Raw genomic sequence first — 23,419 nt, 5'->3', positions numbered from 1 at the left:
TCTCTCTCCACAAGTCTAATCAGCCAATGTGGCCAGATAAGATTTAATTTCTTCCACCATCATTTCAGGGTTCTGAGCCGGATAAACATGACTTTCTCCAGACTGGTCCTTGCTGGTATTGTCAAAGGCGTAGATTGGTTTTCCAAGTTTATGAACTTCCTGTGTAATCGACATAATTTCATTAAAATGATTGATATCAAGATAAAAATCTATTTTCTCCAAAACGGTTTCAAAATTATACTGATTAAAACAAGGATAGATTGTCACATTTAGATAACGTTGCAAATCAACCACCTGTGACGCAAAGACCGTATGAGCTAGAATATGGAAATGCACATTGGGCAGGGCTTGAATCAGGTATTCCAAATGTTCCATTTCACACGCATTTGTGAAAATAGCTGTATGGTAGGGTTCCTGTACAGTTAAAGCTCCTAAATCACGATTTATGATTTCTGTACGCAATAATACATCTGACCAATCCAGAGCATAATAGAACCACCAACGATCACCTAAACGGTTATTAAACACCGCCTGCCAGGGCTTACCAGCCGTATAATGGATAATAGAAACCTTTTTATGCTGTTTTGCTTTGATATACCATTCATCACTTTGAGGAGAAGAAGTAGCCACACTATCCATACCAACCATGAAATTATAGTTCATATCTAATTCTTTCCACTGGCCAATAAAATAACGGTTTAAAAGACCTTGATCACCATATTCATATTCATGGTATTGATCTGCTACTTCAAACAGTTGAGTGGAAATGTCATGTTCTCTCCAATACTTATTATTAATCAACATGACTCCTGAATTAAAATTTGTCTGTTGTAAATCGTCTCGAACAGCAGCTAAAGGACAATCTCCAAGGTCCGTCTCAAACAAATCCGTCAAGTTTCCATCTACAACAATATCTGAATCAAGGTATAAAACCCTTTCCTCCTCTACTACCTCAGGAATAAAAAAACGGAAATAAGCTGCATAAGATAAATGAGGCCTTGGAAGATGATACTTTCGTAAGTGGTTATCTGAAATCTTCGCATTGACAATTTGTGAGTTGATTTTCTCCAAACGTTTGTTCATCACACGAAACCATTCCGAAGGAAGGTCATCATTAAAAACGTAAAATTTAATGTTATCATTATGCACACAAACTGACTTAATCGTTGTTTCTACCTTGTCCATGTAGCCATTGTCGGCACCTAACGCTATAACTTTATTCATCTAGCTTACCTTTCTTTTTCAATCTAACTCCAACTTAATCTCATTTATCTTCAAATCTGCCTCAAACGTGGAACCCCCCCTACTTCGTCCACAATTATCATGATTTGTAATATCAAAAACATAAACCAGATTTTCTTTTTCAGTTTACTGTATCCACAGCAATTCCAAACAATTGTCTTTGAATTGCTTTCACCATCATTTCAGGGTCCTGATGAGAAAATACACTAGCACCCAACTCTGCTCTGTGAACGACATTATCAAAAGCGAAGACCGGTTTTCCCTTTTCAAATGCCCGATCTACAATAGAATCCACCTGATCCCAATGATTAATATCCAGATAGATTTCTGATTGATCCAATAAATCCTCTATAATATCGTCATGATGGACGTTTGTGTATAACGTTACATTGTCATACTTTTTAAAGGATTCTAAGCAATCTGAAACATTGGTCTTGGCTGCAATATGAAACGAAACTTCTGGAAGATTTTCTACCAAATAAGTGAGGTTTTCCAGAGTGTCCGAGGCTGTCAGTGTAAACACATGGTGCTGTAATTGTGGCCGCTCTTTTATGATGAGTTCCTCTTTACTTACAACAATGGAGTTACTTGGAATATCCTTATGAATGACTGCTCCTGCACCAATAATGACGTTGTCACCGATCGTGACTCCCTTAAGAATCACAACATTGGCACCAATCCAACAATTTTTTCCGATCGATATCTTTCCATAATTAAAGGCGATTTTTTCTACGTGATAGTTAGAATATTGATGATTATGATCAAAAATACGAACCCCATCTCCGAACATGGTATCCTTACCAATTTCAATATGATGTTCACAACGAATAGAACAGTGATTATTGAAGAAAACACGATTCCCGAGCTTTAGGGTTGCACCATTTCCCACCTCTAGACAAACAAAGGAACGCAAGGTGATATCCTGCCCCAATTCAACGTGAGCCGTAGGGTCAATGGTAATCTGTTGAAAATTACCGTTCAAATGAAAGTCTGCCATCTTAATCTTGCGCCTTTCTCATTTTCCTGATTGCTTCCGCCATTTCTTGCCAATGCTCTCTTGGAAATGTACGTTGGTGGTGTTTCCGAGATTTTAAATCATCAAAAGCAAAAATAGGTTTATCCTCAAATCTGAAACCATCAAGTATTTCTAAAGTCTTCTCTCCTGGATTGATATCAAGTAACAAATCACTTGTTGATACCAATTCCAAATCTAGGCTACGCATATTATTAATACCAGAATAGACTGTTACATTAGGATATGTAATCAATCTCGCTAAGCTATCTGATACAATGACACGGGCAGCAATATTAAAGTGAACTTGAGGAAGAGCTTGAATCAAATCCTCCAAGTGAGGAATTTCAGCAATGCTAGTATAAACTAGACAGGTAAATGGTCTACCTTTAGGATAAAGCGCCCTACTCTGCAATGGAGCCAAGCTAACATTCTCAGCTACATCAGACCAATCCAACTGTGCATAGAACCACCACACATCGCGATAAGTTTGCGCTGCCAGAGGAAACCATGGTTTTCTATGGGACAGATAATGAATAACTTTGGGATATTCTTGTCCTTCTGGTAATTGATAATCTGTAAAATGGCTATGCAAAACAACATGGTTAAAGTCAAATGGAAGTTCATACCAATTATTTTCAAAGACCATATTCAAGATAGACTGATCGGCTTGATCAACCTTATCATGCCACTCATTAGTCATTTCGATAAGGTGCCTACTCATCTGTTCCTGTCTCCAGTATGCATTATCAATAACTAAAAAGCCTGCATTGAAGATTTCTCGGTGGTAAAAGACACGTCCCCCATAATCTCGGACTGCCGCAACAGGATATCCCTTTAGATCCATTGTAAATAGATCATCAAGTGACCCCGTCACTACCATATCACAATCCATATAAATTACACGGTCCTCTTTGACAAAATCAGAAATAAAATAGCGTAAAAAAACAGTGTAGGAAATATCCGTGCGATATTGGGAAATCTGTGCACTACTTACTCGACAATTAACAATCTCACTACCAAATCGTGCAAGGTGACGGTTTAGCCCCTTAAACCATTCTTGTGGAAAATCACTGTTAATTATATAAAAACGAATATTGCGATGGTGATAGAGAATAGATTTGATTGTAGTTACCACCTGCTCAACATAAGGATAGTTTGCAGCAAGTACAATTGATCGTTTTTTCCCATTATAGTGCTGTGGTGCTAAACTTAATACCTGATATTTTTCCTTGATTCGACGATAAGCTTCTGTTCCTTCTAAGCCCTGAGATGCTCCATTTGTCAAGCAAGACTCTAACATCATACGATAAACAGTCATATGCTTCTCGAGTGGATAACCCCTGCTAGCTAACAAGGCAAGACGCTCTTCCATAGCATATACCAATGCTGACATCCAATCTTCAGTCCAAGTTCTAGATAAACTTCCTGGTCTTTCTCGGTAAGCATACAACCCCTTGTTGAGGTAGATTACGCGCTCGCTCATTAAATAGGCCTTAAGATTAAAAAAGCCATCCTCTCCAATCTGTCCTTTTGGAAAAAGTAGATCTTCAAAAAGAGTGCGTTTATAAAGTTTCCCCCAAGCTGAAATCAGAGCAAAGCTTTTATTGAACTTGGTTTCATATAGACCCTCAATCAACTGAGCAGGAGAATACACTTGTTCATAATAATCCTCATCAGTAATATAAAAATAAAAAAGACTATCGGCCTCATTAAAGAGATAATAATTGGTAATAGCAATGTCAGCATCATAAGCCTTAAGCTTATCATGAAGCTCTTCAACATAAGTATGTTCTACCCAATCATCCGAATCTACAAAGGTCACATACTCACCCGTTGCTTGACGAATACCGACATTTCTTGTATCAGAAATCCCAGTATTTTCTTTTGCAAAGTAAGATATTCGTGAATCCTTACCAGCATACTCACGGCATATGGCGTCACTTCCATCTGTTGAGCCATCATTTATAATAATAATTTCGAGATTCTGATAGGTTTGTTGAAGGATACTATCTAGACACTGTCTAAGGTATTTTTCAACATTAAATACGGGTACAATTACACTAACTTTTTCTGTCATATTTATTTCTTCTTTTATTATTTATAGCACATTATAGTTGTCCAAGCTTTTACACATACGAAGAACTCTAACAAGAACTTCTGTGAGTGAATCATCAACCAAATAAATGGATACAATATTGAGCCTAGTCATCTTCGGGTAAATATTCTGCAATAAAGGCAGAAATATCCTTACTCATAATTTTATCAAGTCGTTCTGAAATTACATGCTCTGGCCAATCCCACCAAGAAATCTTTTGCATGTTGAATCGGTCATTAGCATCTGCAATACGATAGCGAATCAACTTGGCTGGGTTCCCTCCAACAATAGCATAGGGGGATACATCCTTAGTAACCACAGATCCTGCAGCTATAACCGCACCGTCACCTATAGTTACACCAGCCATAATCTGGACATTATTCCCAATCCAGACATCATTACCAACCCTAGTAGGAGATTGAAGGGTGTGATCGTCTTCTATATCTAAGGTCTTATCTGAATAAAACCGCTCTAAACTTTTAAATGGATAGGTAGTCACCAATTCCAAATTGTGATTTGCCGTCACAAAATAAACATTCTGACCAATAGAACAGTAATCCCCTATAATTACCTTTCCACCATGATCATAGTCAACTAAAAAGGGGATACCATAGGTATGTGGACCAACTGACAATGCTCCATAATCAATCAAAAACCTACTGGTAAACTTCGTCTTAAAATCAAAAAGATCAGATTTCATATCATAGAGACGAAGTTCCAAAGGAATAGAGTGTTGATGCCAACCTTCCCAGTATGAATGTCCCTCTTCCTCATAGCAACAATCAAAAGTAGCAGTTAACTGCCTTTGATTAGAATATAAGCAGATCTGATTATTTCGAAAATCCCAAAAGCGTTCATTATCATGACCAGGACTGTCAATATCTCTAATGCTACCATCAGGTAATAATTGAAAAAAACGTTGATGCTGTCTATCCTTATGCGAAAAAACACAAAATCGGCCTGAAACATTCATCACTTCTATCTTCTCCTCCATGACCTAGGTGATGATAACCTAAGTACACCCAACCATTCACTAGTCAACACTATTCATTATCGGATATTATTATGATATTTTTGTCTTTTTCCAAAAATTATCCTTAGTCTTACTTTCTTTATTAAAAAAACCTTGTAAAGACACTATCTCTTTTTAGAAAAAATACCATAAAAATTACATATTACACTTATTCTAATTATAACTTATTTTTAGTCAAAGAGCCATTATCTCATTTTAATTTTTAAAACCTTTTATTTCATCTTTTTGAGAAATTAAAAAGACTGGAACAAATTGTCTCCAGTCTAAAAATATTTATTAGCTAAAAAACTGTAAAATTCTTCTTTCTATTTACGACATACCTATTGTACTAACAATTCTTGTTTATAGATATTTTCCCAGCAATACGTCCAAAAGTAAAGATATCCGGCAAAGAATTTCCACCAAGGCGGTTCCCAGCGTGAAGACCTCCAGCTACTTCTCCTGCTGCATAAAATCCCTTTATAATATCCCCATCTTCATTAATAACATGTGTTTAAGTATCAATCTTAAGACTTCCCATGGTGTGATGGGGTGCTGGTTTATGAAGCGTCACATAAAATGTTGCTACTTCAATTTGAACTGCACCCAAAGAGTTAGATTTTTCCTGTCTAACTTTGGCGGTCAGTACACTTCTTAACATCTCAGTACTTTTCTATAATATTATCACATTTCAAGTTCAGCCATAACTCCCAGCGAAAGCGGTCTTTAGCTATTGATTTTCGTTACCTACGATTAATCTTTCTGATTTTATATTGATAAGCTTAACACAATATCACATAAAACCTACATCCAAGTACAATCTAATAAGGTTATTAACTTTCCTCTTATCCTCATCCTACTCTTATCCTCATCCTAATAGTACAATTGGATAAAAGTTAGTAAGTCAAATTGACTCCTATTATAGGATATGTCTTTTGGTTCTCGTTAATTGACAGTAATTTAGTTTTTATATTTCACCCCTTATCCACAATCTTAATGCGGCTGCTACCATCGTGCGACTTGATGATGGCTAGTTGCTGAGCAATACCTTCTTTCATGTCGTCCACGTGACTGATGACACCGACCATACGGTTTTCGCCAATTTGTTCTAGGACCGAGATAGCCTTGGTGAGGGCTTCTTTGTCTAGTGACCCGAAACCTTCGTCGATGAAGAGAGCTTCAACGACAGCACCCTTGCTGGTATTTTGGACAACTTCTGAGAGGGATAGGGCAATAGCTAGTGCAGCGATAAAGGTTTCACCACCAGACAAGGATTTAACGGAGCGTTCACTACCTGTCAGTTGGTCATAGACGTTGATATCCAAACCGAAGTGATCACGCGCCCTACGACCTTCCTCACTCAAGACAAAGGAATAGCGGTTATCCGTTAAGAGACCGATGTAGTTAGCATTGGCATAGTCCAAGATTTGTTGGAAATACTGACGGATAACGTAGACCTCAAGATTGAGACGACCAGTCAGAGCAGTATTTTCTCCCTTAACCACCTTCACCAAATCACTGAGTTCTTGGTGGGCCTTAAAGGCCTCTTGATTGCTGTCTTGAAGGGTTTTGGCTGCCTGGTAGGTAGCATTCGCATCCTTAAGCCCCTTCTCCATGACAGAGACCTGAGCCAATTGCGTATCGTAACTTTCCTGACCGGTTTGGACCTCTTGTGTTAAAGCGACCAAATCTGGTTTTTCTTGATTTTGGAGAAGCTCTTGGCTCTTACTAATCTGGGTCTGCAATTCTTGTTTAAGGGTTTGGTAACTTGTCAATTGGGCCTGAAGCTTAGGAATAGCTTGCTTGTTCACCTCAAGCAGCCAAAGCTGGATTTGCTCTAGGTCATTGGTGAGGGCACCTTCGACCTTAAGACTTTGGTCCAACTCAGCTGATAAACGTTTCATTTCTTGGCTGGTCTTTTCTTTAGACTTGGTCAAGCTCTCAAGCTGCCCCTTGATGCCTTGAATGTCGGCATGAAGTTGGTTGTAGGCTTCACCATTTTCCTTGACTTGCCTATTGTAGAGGTCCAACTCCTGCTTCGCAAGGGAAATTCGTTCTTGATAGACCTCTACAGACTCCAGTTCTGGATGAGCTTCCTTCAAGTCTTTTAGGCGCTCCTTAGCTTGATAAAGAGTTGCCTTGGCCTCTTGATAGCTCTTAGCCAAATCTGGCGCTTTTTCTTGGGCCTTAGCTAACTCCTCTTGACAATGGACAAGGTCTGCTTCTTCCTTATCATAGCGTTTTTGGAGTTCTTGATAATGCTTCTCAACAGCACTCAACAAGGTTTGCCCACGGACAGCTTCATAATCCTCTGAAAAGTCAAATTCAAACTGTCCCTTAACTTGTTCTTCCAGTTCTTGATAGTGTTTTTGAAGAGTTAACTTAACTTTAGCCACTTGGTCAAGCAAATCTTGACGTTTAGACTCAACTTCGCTCAAAGTAGCCTGACGGTTTGACAAGGTAGCGACTTGCTTTTCTTTTTGAGCTTGAAGTTCCTCCACCTGGTCCATGAGATCCTTCAAGGCCGCTTCATCAACCTGTGTCCCATCGACCTTAGGATGATCCAAGGAACCACAGACCATACAGGGCTGTCCATCTTCTAACTCTGCCTGCAACTGAGCAATCATGAGTTGACGACGTGAAGCCAAAGTCGTTCTTAACTTCTCTTCCAATTCATTTAAGATTTCTTGAGCTTGGTCACTATCCAAAGATAAGGTTTGATGACGTTTTTCCGTCTTTGCCAACTCCTGATTCAAGTCCTCTATGTCTTTCAGGTCCTGAGCCAGTTGCTTATCCACACTGTAGCCCACAGACTGGAGGAGTTTTTCAGCCTCATGTAAACTCTCTAAACTAAGACGATTGGCCTCCAAATCTGACAAGGACTGGGAAAGGAGTTCAATCTCTTTCGAAGCCTGTTGATAGCTTTCTTCCAACTGCTTGTAGTTAGCACTTGACTGTTTGATTTTCTCCTGCTCTTGGGCGAGACTCTGGGCATAGATAATAGCCTCTTTCCATACTTCCAGTTCCTCTTCTTTTTGAAGAAAATCCTCAGATTGGGCTGCAAGTGCCTCTTTTTGAGTCTTGACTTCCTCAAAAGCCTGCTCCTTAGCACTTAGCGCTTCCTGAGCAATCTCAAGGTCCTGTACTAATTGCAACAACTGCTTCTGATACTGCTTCAAGCTACTAATGGTTTCCTGCATCCCTTGGGCAAACTGCAATTCCTCCAGATGCACTTTAGCCTCTGCCTGTTCTTGAGCACCCTCCTCAATTTCCAGACGGTAACGCTCCTTGGCTTGCTCCAATTCTTGGAAAATCTTAGCCAAATCTTGGGCAGTTTGTAAGCTCTTTTGCAGTTTAGTCAAATCTTCATGAGCATCCTTCAAGATGCTTTTTTGCTCTTCAAGATTTTCTTGACGTTGCGCCAAAAGTTCTTCAAGACGTGCCAATTTTTCAGAAGCTGGGGTTTGGGCTAAGACAGTTAATTCTTCCTCAGACCAAACCTGACTGGCAAAATGGCCATCTAGCTGAGCCTGGCGTTTCTCCATATCCTTGTTGCTCTGACGAAGACGCTCTTCCAAACTCTTTTGAAAACGGTCAAAAATACCTGTTCCAAAGATTTTCTTTAAAATTTGAGTCTTGGTCTTGGAATCTTCTTTCAAGAAACGGCTGAAATCATTTTGCGGAAGGAGGATAATCTGTTTGAATTGTTCGGCATTGAGGCCCAAAATCTGCTCAATCTGGTCACTAACTTCCTTGATTTTATCCCCAAGCTTTTCAATTTCCTGACCACCAATCTTATCCACAATGACTAAGGAAGCCGTCGCTTTTTGAATGGTCGTACCACCACCACGCTTGGCCCTCTCCTGCTGGAGAACTCGCTCAATGCGATAAAGGTGCTGGCCCTGTTGGAAGTAAAAAGTCACCTTGGTCAAATCATCCTCTGGACCAGCAAAGGTCGACCGCATCTCCTCAACATTACGATCACCACTGGTCGTCGCAAACAAGGCCACCGTCATGGCATCAAAGAGAGTACTCTTACCAGCCCCTGTGTCCCCACCAATCAAAAAAAGGGGAGCATGGTCAAACTGGGTGAAATTGATGACTTCCTTACGATAAGGTCCAAAATTGGTCAATTCTAACTGGACTGGTCTCATTGTCGGCTCCTTCCAATCTCCTCAAAAATACTTTCCACAAGGGCTGTTTGTCTCTCAGACAAGACATCGCCCCCAGTCACTGTCTGGTAAAAATCAGAAACAATTTCCTGCGGCGATTGCATTTCCAAATCTTTTAAGTGCTGATCAACAGTCACGTTTTCTTCCTTGACATCACCCAAACGACTGAAGGTGATTTCCACAATGTCTGCCCCATAAATTTCTTCCAGACGGGCACGCACATTGATACCTTCTAATTCCTTACGGCTGGACAGTTGAATATCAAAGGCAAACCAAGCCTTTTGACAAGGCTGTTCCTTATAAAATTCAGGTGATACCAAGGTTTCAAAAGGTTCCTGAAGGGTCACGATTGGCCGTCTGACCTCTAGAGGATGGAAGGTCTGAGACAAGTTACCAGTCGCATCCAATTCAAGAATATAGACACCCTTCTCTTCCTTACGTTTGGCTTCTTTGACATTAAAGGCGACCGGACTGCCCGAATATTGCACGCGCTGGGTCGGACTGGCAAAGCGCGTATGGATATGCCCCAAGGCCACATAATCGAAAGCCTTGAAAAGGTCACTGGTCACATTGGTAAGCCCACCCACCGTATTACTGGTTTCAGACAACATCAATTCTCGAAGACCTTGACCATCGCTATCATCCTTCTTAGAAACCGCAAAATGCGTCACCAAGATATGTGACTTGTCGGGATCAAAGGCCTTTTCCATATCTTCAAGAATGTAGGTCAAGGCATCACCAATCCCCTGAATTTCCTTATCCTCATCATCCTTATAGTAAATACGAGCATCAATAGGATCGATAAAGGGAAGGAGGAAAATCTGGCAACCCTCCAACTCAATGGGCTCAAAAGCCTCCTCCAAACGTGTGCTTAAATGAAGACCCTGAGGTTGAAAAAAGTCTCGCCCAAAATGCAAGCGTTCAGCCCCATCGTGATTACCACTAATGGCATAGACGGGAATCTGCTCCTCCAAGACCAAACGTGCCAAGGTCTTATTAAAAAGTTTAATGGCATCCACAGGCGGCACCGCACGGTCATAGAGGTCACCAGCAATAATGACCCCATCCACCTGTTCACGAATTGCCAAATCCACAATCTGTTGAAAAGCCCACTCCTGCTCCTCCAGCAAAGACCAGCCATTGAGGGTTCGCCCCACATGCCAATCTGACGTATGTAAAAACTTCATGACAGTCTCCTCATTCGTTTTGTCTTACTCTATTGTACCTTATCACGCTAAATACTGCTTAAAAGATTCACAAACATTTGGAGCTTTCCTGAGTTTTGTCTACAAAGACCCAAAAAAATCTCTCCCGAGCAATTCACTCGAGAGAGATTTTATTTTTGGAATTTATGAGAGATAAGGTGTGGAAATCTTAGTCTTGGTTTTTACGACGATTCATAGCCGCAAGTCCTGACATAAGTCCCATAACAACAACACCCATTGCTGCGAGGTTGTTATCTGACTCACCTGTTACTGGCAATTGTTCGTCGCCTTCTTTAGCTTTATCAGAACCATCTGCCTTCTTACCATCTTTGTTTCCAGATTTCTTCTTATCTGAACCTTTACCATCTGAAGCGCCATCGGCTGCTGATCCAGATCCTTTAGATCCTTTAGATCCGTTTGAGGCCGCTTTTACAGCTTTAGAAGTTGAATTTCCACCATTTCCAGATTGACCATTATTACCATTTGAAGGTGTTGAGCCATCTTCGACCTTACGATAGATATAGGTCACGACTGTTTGACCTTTTGTCATCTTGTCTGTAGATTTACCTTCTTGACGAATCAATTCGTATTTCACACCATTACGGTAGATATAACGGTCACCGTGAACGTTAACTTCAGAACCAACAGAGTTAGTGATAACGAGTGGCATCTTGATTTGGTTGCCATATTCATCACGGTAGATGACAACGATAGTACCAAGGTCTTTGTTAGTTGTTGGTTTAGCAGGTTCTGCGTTAGTTAACTTATAAATAACCTTTGTATCATCACCAGGGTTGCTTGGTGTCACAGCAGTCTTCTCGGCCTTGTAACCTTTCACTTCAGGAACAAGTGTCATGGCAGCCTTAGTTGGATCGTTAGGATCATTTGTGTAAGTAACTGCTTCAACACCTGGGATTGGATTACCTTTTTCGTCAACAGCAATAATCTTACCAAATTTAGTGTAAGTAACAGTTTCAACCCTGTTGTCCATAGTGACATCTTGAGAAGCCACACGGCCTTTATCGGCGAAATAACCGTTAACCAATGGTGTGATGACGAGGTCGAACTTAGTCTTATCAGCCTTCCATTCACCTGCAGTAAGAATGTCACCTGTTACAGAATCAAGGGTCAATGAACGTTTCCATTGTGCCTTTTGAACACTGTCTGCTGGCAATTTAGCATTGCTGTTCTTGCTTGCATAGTGAACAGTGTAAGTAACATCTTTAAGGTAAGCATCCTTAGCTGGCCATTTTGGACCGTTTGGTTGGTTAGGATAGATTGGAGTTCCTGGTTCGTGTGCATTGTCTGGATTAAAGTCAAGTGCTACACGTTTGAAGCTTACTGTCCAAGCTTGGTCAACTGTGCTATCCAAGTCAAAGCTTGCACCAGCTGGGTAACCATCTCTCACAAGGGCATAGCCAAGGTCTTGATAGTGTTTGATACGTTCAGCTGTTGAGTAGTTAATCGCTTCACCAGACTTACCAGCCAAGGCAACAATTTCAAGGGTTGAACCACTTGTTTCATCACGGTAGGTAACGCTTGCTTTTTGATCGTTCTTAACGTAAACAACCTTAGTATCGCTAGACAAGTCACCTGGTGTGGCAGGTACAACCTTAACAGTGTAGCCAGGAATGCTTGGAAGCGTCTTGTCAATAGCAATCATCTTAGTCGCATCATTTGGATCGTTTGTGTAGGCAGTTGTTGATACACCTGGAATTGGATTTCCATTTTCATCCACAGCGATAAATTTACCAAAGGCTTTGTATGTCACTGTGTCTGTTGCATTTGGTGCATCTGGAGTAACTGTCTTACCACCTGCTACAGCTTTATCAGCATAGTAACCAGTAACAACCGGAGTCTTAACTGTTCCATAAGTATGAGTCGTTTCAGTCCAAGTTGTTGTATTAGTTGTTGGGTCTTCTTTACCGTTGAAGCTAAAGTCATTTTGAGTGTTAGCAGCTGGTGTCTTCGTATCAGCACCAGTGTAAGTCACTGTTTGACTTGTTGCTTTAGTGACATCTCTAGTGTCTTTTTCAACGATAATGTGGTAACGGTATCCTGGAGCTAGGTATTGACCACCACCATTGGCATCAATTGAAGCATCCAAACCTTGTGAACCGTTAGCAAATTGAACAAGGTCAACGACACGACTTTGGTTACGGTCCCAAGAACGTTCAGAACGGATAGTTGCAACACCGTTGTTATAGTCGTATTGACGTTCTGACTTCAAGACATCTACGTAAGCATTAGCTTTTGATTTGTCAGCAGTTGCATACTTGATGCGGTATCCTGCTGGTACTGGTGGAAGTTCTGTTACACCAGCATCGTAGATTTTATTGTAAGTCTTACCGTTTGCTGTAATTGTTTCAGTTGAGTTATTGATACGGTAGGTTGAAGATCCAGGGATCTTGTTTCCTGCTTCATCAACATAGTCAATAATACCAAGGTTAGCATAGTTTGGTGTAACAAAGAAATTACCGTTTTCAATAAAGTCATAAGGTCTCACCCCCCCACGGTTATCACGACCGACTTTGAGGTGGTTGATGTAGTCAATGTTAACAAAGTATTGTTGACGCCCTGGTAAATAGTCAAGTTTGTAGCCGAGGTTTGTCAAGTCAGGGTTTGTTGAGCCTGCTCCAGCATTTGTCAAAACAGCAACCGCATCAGCTGTACGAAGGCTACGGTTTGATACTGCAAGACCCATAGCGTTGATGAGATTTTCAGAGTTAAGGCTTGCTTCAGCAGCATTCAATTCACTACTTGTTACAGCCAACTCGCTAGTCGCTACTTTAAGGACGCTATTTACAGCGTTAGTTGTAGACTCTTCACTGGCAGTTTCTGCTGCAGTCGCAACTGAAGCAGCCGCACTTGTTTGTGCTGATACTTGACCAGCAGCTGGAGTTTCTGCTACAGCTGTTGAGCTAAGAGCTTGTGCACTAGTAGCTACAGATGAAACATTTGCTACTGCAGATTCAGAGCTCGCTTGCGATGCAGCCTGAGAAGCTACTTCTGAACTAGCTGCTGTTTGACTAGTTGTTGAAGTTGCTTGGCTGTTTTGAGCTACTGATTGGGGTTGTTCACTAGCCAAGGCCACAGTAGAGACTGAACTTGGTGTGTTTTCTGTTGTTGCTGGAGCTACTGATGCTGTTGTTGGTGTTGATTGCTCCACGACGACATCTGGCTCAGCAGTTGTTTCCATACCTGCGGTAGTTGGTGCTACCGTTTCGTCAGCTTGGGCACCCTGTGCATTTGAGAAGATTGAAACTCCCAAAAGGACAGAGGCCACACCAAAGCTATATTTTCTTAATGAAAAACGTTGGCGTTTATTAAACATATCTCTCATAATAATAAATTTCCTCAATATCCAAATTACTTTATATACGATTTCCATTTTATACTATAATTATTAAATTGTCAAATATATACTAATAATCGTGTAAAAGTTTAACTTTTATTAAAAAACATTAATTTAAAACTTTTATCTAAATCCTTTGAAACATCAAATCGTTCGTACTTTTGTTTAGCACAATCCCCTATTTTGTCAGTTCTATAATTTTCAAAATACTTTTATATCAAACCATCTTTTATTAAAAACGTTCGTCACTCTAACCTTATTTTTTAGTTATAGTGATATTTATTAAAATTCAAAATTCTCTCCCTTCAAAAGGAATTTTTTTATGGCTTAACTCATATCTCTCTCAATCCCTTGCCAACACTGACCTAAAGGCTCCTACCACCGCATTCCCAACAGTATCAAAAACCCCTTTGGCATTTACCAAAAGGGTTTCTTTCATCTATTATTTGAAAATAGAACTTGTGAAACTATCTGTCTCTTGTAGGAGTCTCTTATAGACAGCTTCTTTGAGTTTTGTCGTATGGCTTGTTGACACAGATTTATTGCCATTATTATCTGTTTTAAGACTTGCAGCGTCTTTGGCGACTGCCGCTTTAAACAAGGCTAACAAATCATCGTAAGAGCTTACTGATGTACCATCAATCGTAACGGTCGTCAAACCATGTGACGCTTTTTCTTTCACTTCTTTAAAGTAGGCCTTCTTGAAGTCTTCTAGGGAGTTGAACTGACCCTCAGAAATCTTGTTAATGATAAAGTCATCACCTAGGGTGCTCTTACCAGCCGCTTTTGCTTCTTGTTTATACTTGTTGGTCGCATAACCTAGGAAGCCTTTTTCATAGCCGTAGTAACCCCAGAGTCTGAAGGTATTGTGCTTGAAGGACATAGCACCTGGAGAGCCCTCACTGGTATTACCACCATAAATAGCAGACATCATAGGCACATTGACATAGGCAGAAGAAAAGTCCTCCGGTTTATAAACACCATTTCCAGGTCCACGATTGGTCATGAGGTTATTATCCACAAGGTCATCAATAGTGGTCAAACTAATAGCCTTTTCGCTATCACTTAGAGCACGCACCTTGTCGTATTGGTTTTTACTATTGCCTCGTAGCTGTTTATCTACCTTCTTGAACCATGCGTTATTGAGCTCTTGCTTGCCTTGACTGAGGACTGCTTCTCCTTCAAGTGAATCTAGAAGCATAAGGGTATCGTTGTAGCCCTTCATGTAACGGTCGATGGCCTCACGAGAGTTCAACTTGTTTGGATTGGTGTTGTACCACTGGTTACCATCGTTGGCTCTTTCAAAGGTCATGTTAAGGCCTAAGGCACCGTATTCACCTTGGTGACCTTGAGTAGCTGGTGATTGCAACATTCCTTGGGCATAGGCTTCAACATTTGTTCCTTCACGACGACCAAAACCTCCAAAGTAGGCAATACGGTCATTGATATGGGTTGTTTCATGAGTGAAGGCTGATGCACCGTACTCACTAATCATGTTAGACATGACGAAGGTAACCTTGGCACGATTATCATATGGATTGTCGTAGATGGCAGCATAGGCACCAGCCATAGCTCCGTTATCACCGTAGTACTCACCGACTGGTCCATAGATTTCACGGATTGGCGCATAGACTTCCGTACTGTTCTTAAATTGGCCGTAGCGCTCTGGCCAACCTGGCCAACCATGACCCCAGACATAGAAACCTTCCCAGATTGGATTGACAATGTCTTTGAACAATTTGTTTTTGACATTATCTGCGGCCAATCTTTGCCAGAAATCAAGGTAGTTGATTTGACGTTGAGCCGCTAGATCAATCTCAGGTTTCAACTTTTCTAGGGTTGTGTTGTACTTGTTAGCTGTACCATAAGACATGGTGTCATAAGTAGAAATCAGGAACATTTCTGTCTTATCAAGGTTCAACAATGGCAAAATCATCTTGCGGTGGAGACCACGACTGAGGTTGTCATAAACACGATACTTGTGCTCACCAACACCTTCATTTTGAGACGCTTTCTCTACAACGTAGACCTTATCCTTAGCGGCATCAATGAACCAATCATTCATATTGTCGATAGTGGTAAAGAGTTTTCGGTTGTAGTTGAGGAAGTCGGTAAGATCACTAGAAAGGGTACTCTTAGCGAGAACTTCACCGAAAGCATCGTAGGTTCTTGAACCACTGATATTATTTTCCTTAGAGCCAATCTCAATCAAACGGTCAAGGACATCCACATTTTTACCATAGAAATCTGGTTTGAAGAGCATGATTTCTTTGATGTTAAGATCATCAAACTTCACACCGTAATAACGATTCAAGTAGGTCAAGCCTAGCAAGAGGGCTGCTTTATTCTTCTCAACCTTGTCAAGAATCATTTGTTGAGCAGCTGGTGATTGGTTAAGCTGGTGATCTTCATTTTGAACCAGCTTAGTCACAAGGTTCGTCAAATTAGCCTTAACAGCCTCAAAGCTTTCTTCCAAGAAGAGGTTCTTGATAGCATTGACCTTATTTGGACCTGTACGACCAAGTTTTTGGTAAATTGGATCAGACTGCAACTCAATCGGTTTTAGGATATCAACGATGCCATTGATAAGGCTTGAGTGGTCTTTCTGAACGATATTTGGAGTGTACTTGATACCCAAATCAGTGACAGTGTACTCCTTAACATTGCTCAACCCTTCTGAACTCTCTGAAAGCTTGAAGTAGTCTTTGCTTCCATCAGCATAATGAACAATAATCTTATTAGCATCGCTTAAGTCTGTAACAAAATTACTGTCATTCATTGGAGTTACTGAGAGCACTTCTTTGGTATTCAAGTTGTGGTCTTTAGCTAGTTTGTTTGCTTGGTAGACAATATAATCCTTGTTGTAGAATGGCTGGAATTTCTCAATATTCTTGTAAGCCTGCTTGTATGCTGGATTATAGTCTTGAATATTGACAAAATGTGCTTGACTAGAAGCGTTATTAAGGGTATTCAACGCGTAAGGCTCGCTGACAAAGGTATCAGCTGTAATCTTGTAACCTTCAACACGCTTGTCAGCTTCTTCCTTAGTCAAATGTTTGAGTTTTTTAGGACTCTTGGTATCTTTACCAGTACCATCTTCGGCCGAGCTATAACCAACAACGCCAAAGAGATCTTTGATATGAGGACCACCATCTTCATCATTGACATCATTAGAAGCAAAAATTTCTTGACCTTTAATAACCTTGGCGTAGGTCACGTTGTCTTGAACAGCACCGTATGGCCAAGTCTTAGCGACAATACCACCGACATTTCGTGTGTTTTTAACATCAAGAACACCCTTGGCTACTGAATTGGTCACCCTAGCCTTAGTTCCTGACTTCCAACTGTTAAGCATGTAAGTGACAAATGGCACCAGCATACTTGCATTGGCATTTTGAGCTGTAATAGTCGCATCGACATAGGCCCTGTTAACGAATCCCATGTAGTTTGAACCAGCAATTCCACCAACTGTCGAGTTATTACCGACAGAGTCAATCTTACCGACAAAGGCGACATTCTCAATCTTGCCATCTTCATCAATCTTATTGACGATACCAGCCACGTCATTGTTACCAGTAACTGAACCAGTCACCTTAACATCTTCAATCAGACCTTTGTTTTTAAGGTTAAATCCAAGTGTCGCGATTTGATTTTGATCAGGGCGATTGATGTCTACATTTTCAAAGTTGATATTCTTGATAGTTCCGCCATTGATAACATTAAACAATGGATGCTCTAAATCATAGATGGCAAAGCGTTTGTCACCATCACTGAGCAACTTACCAGTAAATTCTGTCGTGATGTATGATTTGCCGTTTGGAACGACGTGACGAGCACTCATGCTTTGACCAAGTCTAAATTCACCTGATGGATTTGCTTGAATGGCATTGACCAACTCAGCAAAATCATAGTAGACATTGGCTTGGCTAGCCTTAGGTTTCTCAATGTAATAGCTATAGGTTTGTGCAAAATGGTTTTGGGCATCACGTTGTACCAAATTGTCCGCTTCTGCAGTTACCTTATAAACCGCCTTGCCATCAACTGTTGTTTCTTCGATGGCTTTCACTGCCAAGTAAGTCGTCTTTTGATCCGCAGAAGTCAGTTTCAAGTAGTAATTCGTGAGATCTTGAGGCACAGCTGTCAGACGAGTCTCATCCACTTCTGTTTGATTGTCATACTTGATCAAATCTGTACGTGCAAAATCTTTAAGCTCAACCTTCTTGAGATCCAGTTGGAGAGTTTGGTCTGCCAAAACCTGACTCTCCTCACCATTGCCACGATCAAAGGTCATGGTTGTTGTAAGAGTATAAGGCTTGTAATAGTCTAAGTTGGTTAGGTCAGCAGTCAAGGTCGTGCTAGGAATATCAAGCGTTTGAACAACCTGTCCATCTTGCTTAAGGACCGCTTTAATAGTCGTGATAGTTGCTGAACCTGGATTAGTCAAGTTGTAGCTAAGTTTAGCACTTCGACCCAAGTCATCCTTGTCAATCTGTGTCAGCGTAAGCACTGGTTTTTCAGATACCTTAGTTCCTTTGCGAACGATACGATCTTGGACAGGCACTAGCACTGTTTCAGTAACAGTTGGTTCTTCAGCAGTCTTGTTTCCCTTATAGGTCTTATAAACCTTGGTGATTTTATTTTGGCCTTTTTGACCTTCTTGGACAACCTGTAAAGTGCCTTTCTCAAGTGTGTCATCTTCTTGGACAATTTCTTTAAACGGAAGCTCTACAATAGATTCTTCGGTCGTTGTGCCATCTAGAGGCTTACTGCCACGACGGATTTTTCTAGGTTGTGGCACCTCAATAACCTTACCTGACACAATAGTCGGCTCACCAACCTTAACACCATCAATGGTTTGGTAAATTTTCTGGATTTCTTGGCTACCTTTTTTACCCTCTTGCTCGACCACTTCTTCATCCACATACTTGTTATCATCCGTAATCACTTCGATAGGATAATCGATGGCTTGCGTTTCAGTCTCTGTGATACTGCCGACAACTGGGGTATGAACAGGATTCTCAGGTTGAACAAGGGCCTCACCTTCGTGGCCTGATTCTTGTGTTCCTTTGGCACTGGTAGTGTCGCTATTGATTGAACCGGTGTACGCTGGATTGACAGGCTGAACCACAGCTTCACCTTCGTGACCAACTTCTTGCGTACCATTGGCACTTGTAGTATCGCTACTGATTGAACCGGTGTACTCTGGAGTGGCGGGTTGAACTACAGCTTCACCCTCGTGACCAACTTCCTGGGTGCCATTGGCACTGATTGGTCCGGTATACTCTGGGGCTACGGGTTGAACAAGAGCTTCACCTTCGTGACCTGATTCTTGCGTACCATTGGCACTAATTGGTCCGGTATACTCTGGATTAGCAGGTTGAACCACAGCTTCGCCTTCGTGACCTGACTCCTGAGTTCCCTTTTTCCAACTGATTCCCTCACTATCCTTATCAGCTGTACCCTGATTTACTGTAGTCTCTTCTTTTATTGAAGACTCAAGCCCCTGCAAAGTATTCTCCAAAGGTTGTTCAAGCTCTGGCTTAGCTGAGTAACGCAGATAACCGACATACTCATAACCATCAATTGCAATAACACCTTTAGCTAGGTCCGCCTCGTCTGCAACAGCAAGGGTCTGATTATAGGCCTGCAACTCCTTGTTTTGCAAGGCAAGAACCTCTATTGGCACAAGGAGACTTTGCCCAGCGGCCCCAATCAAGACCAAGCCAATAATCTTTTTACGATGTTTTTTTGAAAAGAGCAACACAGCCATGGTCGCCGTTGCTAGTCCTAAACCTGACGCTACCCAGTCAGAACTTCCTGTCTGAGGAAGACTAGTTTGCGTAGCACCCTTACGTTTGTAGACCAAATAAAAAGTATCTTCATTCTGGTAGTCCTCAGGAATAGCATGGACCACTTGCTGTTGCTCTTCAGCTGTTAATTCATTTTCAGCGACATAGGCCATGTGTACCGTTGCATCCTTAGTAACCTGATCTGCAGAGACTGGTTTAGACACGAAAAAACCACCTGCTAACAAGAATGTCCCGATAGCAACTGGTCCTACACCTACCGACAACTTACGAATGCCGTATTTTGTCACTTTTTCAAAAACATGATTTGCTTGTTTCATTCAAAATCTTCCTATAAGTTAATCCTTGTACCCCAAATGGGCGTCAAAAACAAAGACATTATTGAAAAAATACGCACTCTATACATTTATTAACCTTCTTCCAAAGTCTATCGTATCTTTTTTTTAATCATTAAGCAAGTATTTTCTCTAATTTTTAATCAATATAAAAAACGAGTTGTGATTTGCAGCTAGGACTTCATGACAACCAATAAACCTTTTCACATAAGTATTTTAGTACATATCAATATTTATAATAATCTTTTCCTGAAATTTAAACCACTGATCTGTTTTGCATAAAATAAATCCTAAAATCTCTATTACTTAACCTTATATCTAATATTTTAATAAAACACCAAATCATCTTTAAGATAGATACAAAAGAGACCCACCCCTATCGGGATGAGTCTCTTTTTCGAAAACTGAAATAGTCTAACTAACTATATTGAGGGATTTAACCTATGAACTATCTTAGTCTTCTTTTTTGCGTTTTCCTGCCAAACCTAGTCCAGCTGCCGCAAGGATTCCTCCGAGAGCCATAGTTGCCATAGACGCATCATCACCTGTTTCAGGAAGTGCTGGTCCTTTAGGAGCTTCTGGTGTAGTTGGTGGTGTCACTGGTGGAACCACTGGAGTTGGAGGAGTCGGTGGTGTTGGAGGCGTAGTTGGTGGTGTAGTAGGTGGTGTGTTTGGTGGAGTTGTTGGTGGTGTATTTGGTGGGATAACAGTGTTGTTGAACTCAGTATCTTCTGGCAATTGAGAAATCGCTGTCAAGACTTTACCATCTTTAGTTACAGAAACAACAACTGTGGCTACCATCTTATCATAAGTAACAGTTGCATCGTTACCTTTTACTTCTTCTACTGTATAGACGTGATTACCTTCTTCACCACGTTTGTACTCAAGGGCAGAGAACTTGATCTTACCATTAGCATCATTGCTTACAGTTTCGATAACATTACCCTTGCTATCTTTAAGTACAAAGCTAAACTCACCAGCTTTAAGTTGACGACCTTCAAGTTTCTTAGTGAATTCAAACTCAACCTTAGTTGGGATATTGACTACACGTTTTTCTGTTGGTTTTTCTGGTTTTTCAACAGATTTCTTAGTTGGGTCGTATTGGTGAACGATTTGTGACGCAGTATTTTCGATATCTACACCATCTTTGGCAGTGCCTTTGATAGTTGCAGGAATATCGAACTTGTAGTAGCGTCCGAATGCCAATTTGGCAGTATCAATCACTTGTGTATTTTCTGCATCACCAAGTGACTTAGTAAGGTCAGACTTAGACGTTGCAGTGATTACACCGTTTTCAACCTTGATATCAAACTTAGCTGTCACATCTTCCCCTGTTACAGAGTCGTATGCTTTAATATCTGCAACATTGATGTTCAAGTTTTCGCTGTCATATTTATCTGTAACACCAACAGATTGGATATTGTGAGCGTCAGTGAAGTTGTTTGTGTCAAGCCATACTTGGTAGACAAACTTATCACCTTTCTTGAGTGTCTTAGTATTGATATTTTCAGCTTCGTTGTTAGCTGTGCTGTCAGCGTAAGGATCCTTGTTAGTATCGCCTACTTTATCTTTCAACTCAGCATCATCGTCAACAAGTTTCATACCAGTGATATCGAATTTCTCTTTAGAAACAACGTATTTCTCTGGTTGGAACTTAGGTTTTTCTGGTGGACGAACAGTATTGTTGAATTCTTTATCAGCTGGGTCAGTAACCTTAGTGATAAGAGCTTTCGCTTTACCATCGTGTGATACTTCAACAGTGACAAGAGCTTTCATACCGTCGTATTGAACTGTGCTGTCAGTACCTTTAACTTCTTCTACTGTGTACTTGTAAGTACCTTCTTGGCCTTTCTTGTACTCAATAGCTTTGAACTTAACGTTACCTTTGGCATCGTTCTTAACAGTTTCGATTTCTTTCCCTGTAGAATCCTTAAGTACGAATGTGAATTCGTTCGCTTTAAGTTCACGGCCTTCCAAACGCTTAGTGAAGTTAAACTCTACTGAAACTGGAACACTGTTAACACGTTTTTCAGTTGGTACGTTTGGTTTTTCAACTTTCTTAGTTGTTGGGTTGTAGTAGTTAACAACTTGAGTAGCTGTATTTTCGATATCTACACCAGCTTTAATATCCTTCTTAACTGTTGCAGGAATATCAAATTTATAGTAACGACCAAACTCGAACTTAGTAGTGTCAATGACTTGAGTGTTTTCTGCATCGCCAAGTGACTTAGTGAAGCCATCTTTAAGGTTAGCTGTAATCACACCGTTAGCAAGTGAGATGTCGAATTTATCTGTAACATCTTTACCAGTTACTGAATCGTAAACCTTGATTGCTGATGCATCTACATCCAACTTAGTTTCATCAAAGTCATCTGTGATACCAACAGTTTGGATATGATCCTTGTTGTTAGCGTCAAATTGAGTTGTATCAAGCCATACTTGGTAGTAAAGTGTTTGACCAGGTTTAACTGACTTCGTATTCAAGTTTTCCAATTCGTTGTTTGATGCGTCATCAGCATAAGGGTTTGCATTGGTGTCTGAAACCTTGTTAGCCAATTCTTTATCATCATCAACGAGTTTAGTACCTGTTACATCGAATTTCGCTTCAGAAACAACATATTTTTCTGGTTGGAACTTAGGTTTTTCTGGTGGACGAACCGCATTGTTGAATTCTTTATCCGCAATTTGACCGACAGTTGCTACAAGAGCTTTAGCAGTACCATCATGAGAAACAGTGATTGTTACATTCGCTTTCATTGTATCGTATGTAACAGTTGCGTCTGTTCCTTTAACTTCTTCTACTGTAAACTTGTGAACGCCTTCTTGGCCTTTCTTGTACTCAATAGCTTTGAACTTAACGTTACCTTTGGCATCGTTCTTAACAGTTTCGATGACATTTCCTGCTTCATCCTTCAATTGGAAACTGAATTCGTTAGCTTTAAGCTCACGACCTTCCAAACGTTTAGTGAAGTTGAATTCTACTTTAACTGGAACGTTAACAACACGTTTTTCTGTTGGTTTATTTGGTTTTTCAACAGACTTAGTTGTTGGGTTGTAGTAATGAACGATTTGAGAAGCTGTGTTTTCAATGTCTACACCACCCTTAACGTCGTCTTTGACTTTACCAACAATATCAAACTTGTAGTAACGTCCAAAGGCAAATTTAGTTGTGTCGATAACT

The 23,419-nt window shown here is 40.6% G+C and carries 9 protein-coding genes and 1 pseudogene; all 10 read right to left on the bottom strand.

The annotated features are described in order from the left end of the window. Positions 1-15: 15 nt before the first annotated feature. On the bottom strand, positions 16-1,224 hold the full coding sequence (locus tag HMPREF2877_RS02065; RefSeq protein WP_045768816.1) for a glycosyltransferase family 8 protein: 1,209 nt from the start codon (positions 1,222-1,224) through the stop codon (positions 16-18). Between the two features lie 139 nt (positions 1,225-1,363). Next, positions 1,364-2,239: an acyltransferase gene (locus HMPREF2877_RS02060; protein ID WP_070578448.1), complete on the bottom strand. Its 876-nt coding sequence runs from the start codon at positions 2,237-2,239 to the stop codon at positions 1,364-1,366. A 1-nt stretch (position 2,240) separates the two neighbouring features. Continuing rightward, a complete protein-coding gene (locus HMPREF2877_RS02055; RefSeq protein ID WP_070578446.1) occupies positions 2,241-4,334 on the bottom strand; it encodes a glycosyltransferase in 2,094 nt (697 codons plus the stop codon). Positions 4,335-4,458: 124 nt separating this feature from the next. Beyond that, a complete protein-coding gene (locus HMPREF2877_RS02050; protein ID WP_053092688.1) occupies positions 4,459-5,325 on the bottom strand; it encodes a CatB-related O-acetyltransferase in 867 nt (288 codons plus the stop codon). Between the two features lie 388 nt (positions 5,326-5,713). Continuing rightward, positions 5,714-5,965 (bottom strand): annotated as a pseudogene (locus HMPREF2877_RS10520) (FAD-binding protein); the annotation flags it as partial. Between the two features lie 373 nt (positions 5,966-6,338). Continuing rightward, entirely contained in the window at positions 6,339-9,518 is a 3,180-nt protein-coding gene (locus HMPREF2877_RS02045) for an AAA family ATPase (RefSeq protein WP_049529316.1), read from the bottom strand. Continuing rightward, positions 9,515-10,723: an exonuclease SbcCD subunit D gene (locus tag HMPREF2877_RS02040; RefSeq protein WP_049529315.1), complete on the bottom strand. Its 1,209-nt coding sequence runs from the start codon at positions 10,721-10,723 to the stop codon at positions 9,515-9,517. Before HMPREF2877_RS02040 ends, HMPREF2877_RS02045 begins: the two co-directional genes overlap by 4 nt. Before the next feature lie 187 nt (positions 10,724-10,910). Further along, positions 10,911-14,084 (bottom strand): mucin-binding protein, encoded by a 3,174-nt coding sequence (locus HMPREF2877_RS02035; RefSeq protein ID WP_070578443.1) that lies wholly within the window; start codon positions 14,082-14,084, stop codon positions 10,911-10,913. Between the two features lie 454 nt (positions 14,085-14,538). Then, positions 14,539-20,223, bottom strand: a complete 5,685-nt coding sequence (locus tag HMPREF2877_RS02030) for a ZmpA/ZmpB/ZmpC family metallo-endopeptidase (RefSeq protein ID WP_070578440.1) — start codon at positions 20,221-20,223, stop codon at positions 14,539-14,541. 468 nt (positions 20,224-20,691) lie between these two features. Further along, on the bottom strand, positions 20,692-23,419 hold a 2,728-nt coding region (locus tag HMPREF2877_RS11145; protein WP_256262915.1), incomplete at its 5' end, for an SspB-related isopeptide-forming adhesin.

It is taken from the genome of Streptococcus sp. HMSC072D03 (assembly GCF_001812855.1).
Lineage (GTDB): Bacteria > Bacillota > Bacilli > Lactobacillales > Streptococcaceae > Streptococcus > Streptococcus salivarius_D.
Note: the sequence above shows the minus strand (reverse complement) of the source record. Positions and strands in the feature narration are given on the sequence as shown.

Coding starts and splice junctions, on each gene's coding strand:
- HMPREF2877_RS02050 (WP_053092688.1), bottom strand. CDS start 5,325: ATGAATGTTTCAGGCCGATTTTGTGTTTTTTCGCATAAGGATAGACAG.
- HMPREF2877_RS02030 (WP_070578440.1), bottom strand. CDS start 20,223: ATGAAACAAGCAAATCATGTTTTTGAAAAAGTGACAAAATACGGCATT.
- HMPREF2877_RS02040 (WP_049529315.1), bottom strand. CDS start 10,723: ATGAAGTTTTTACATACGTCAGATTGGCATGTGGGGCGAACCCTCAAT.
- HMPREF2877_RS02065 (WP_045768816.1), bottom strand. CDS start 1,224: ATGAATAAAGTTATAGCGTTAGGTGCCGACAATGGCTACATGGACAAG.
- HMPREF2877_RS02060 (WP_070578448.1), bottom strand. CDS start 2,239: ATGGCAGACTTTCATTTGAACGGTAATTTTCAACAGATTACCATTGAC.
- HMPREF2877_RS02045 (WP_049529316.1), bottom strand. CDS start 9,518: ATGAGACCAGTCCAGTTAGAATTGACCAATTTTGGACCTTATCGTAAG.
- HMPREF2877_RS02035 (WP_070578443.1), bottom strand. CDS start 14,084: ATGAGAGATATGTTTAATAAACGCCAACGTTTTTCATTAAGAAAATAT.
- HMPREF2877_RS02055 (WP_070578446.1), bottom strand. CDS start 4,334: ATGACAGAAAAAGTTAGTGTAATTGTACCCGTATTTAATGTTGAAAAA.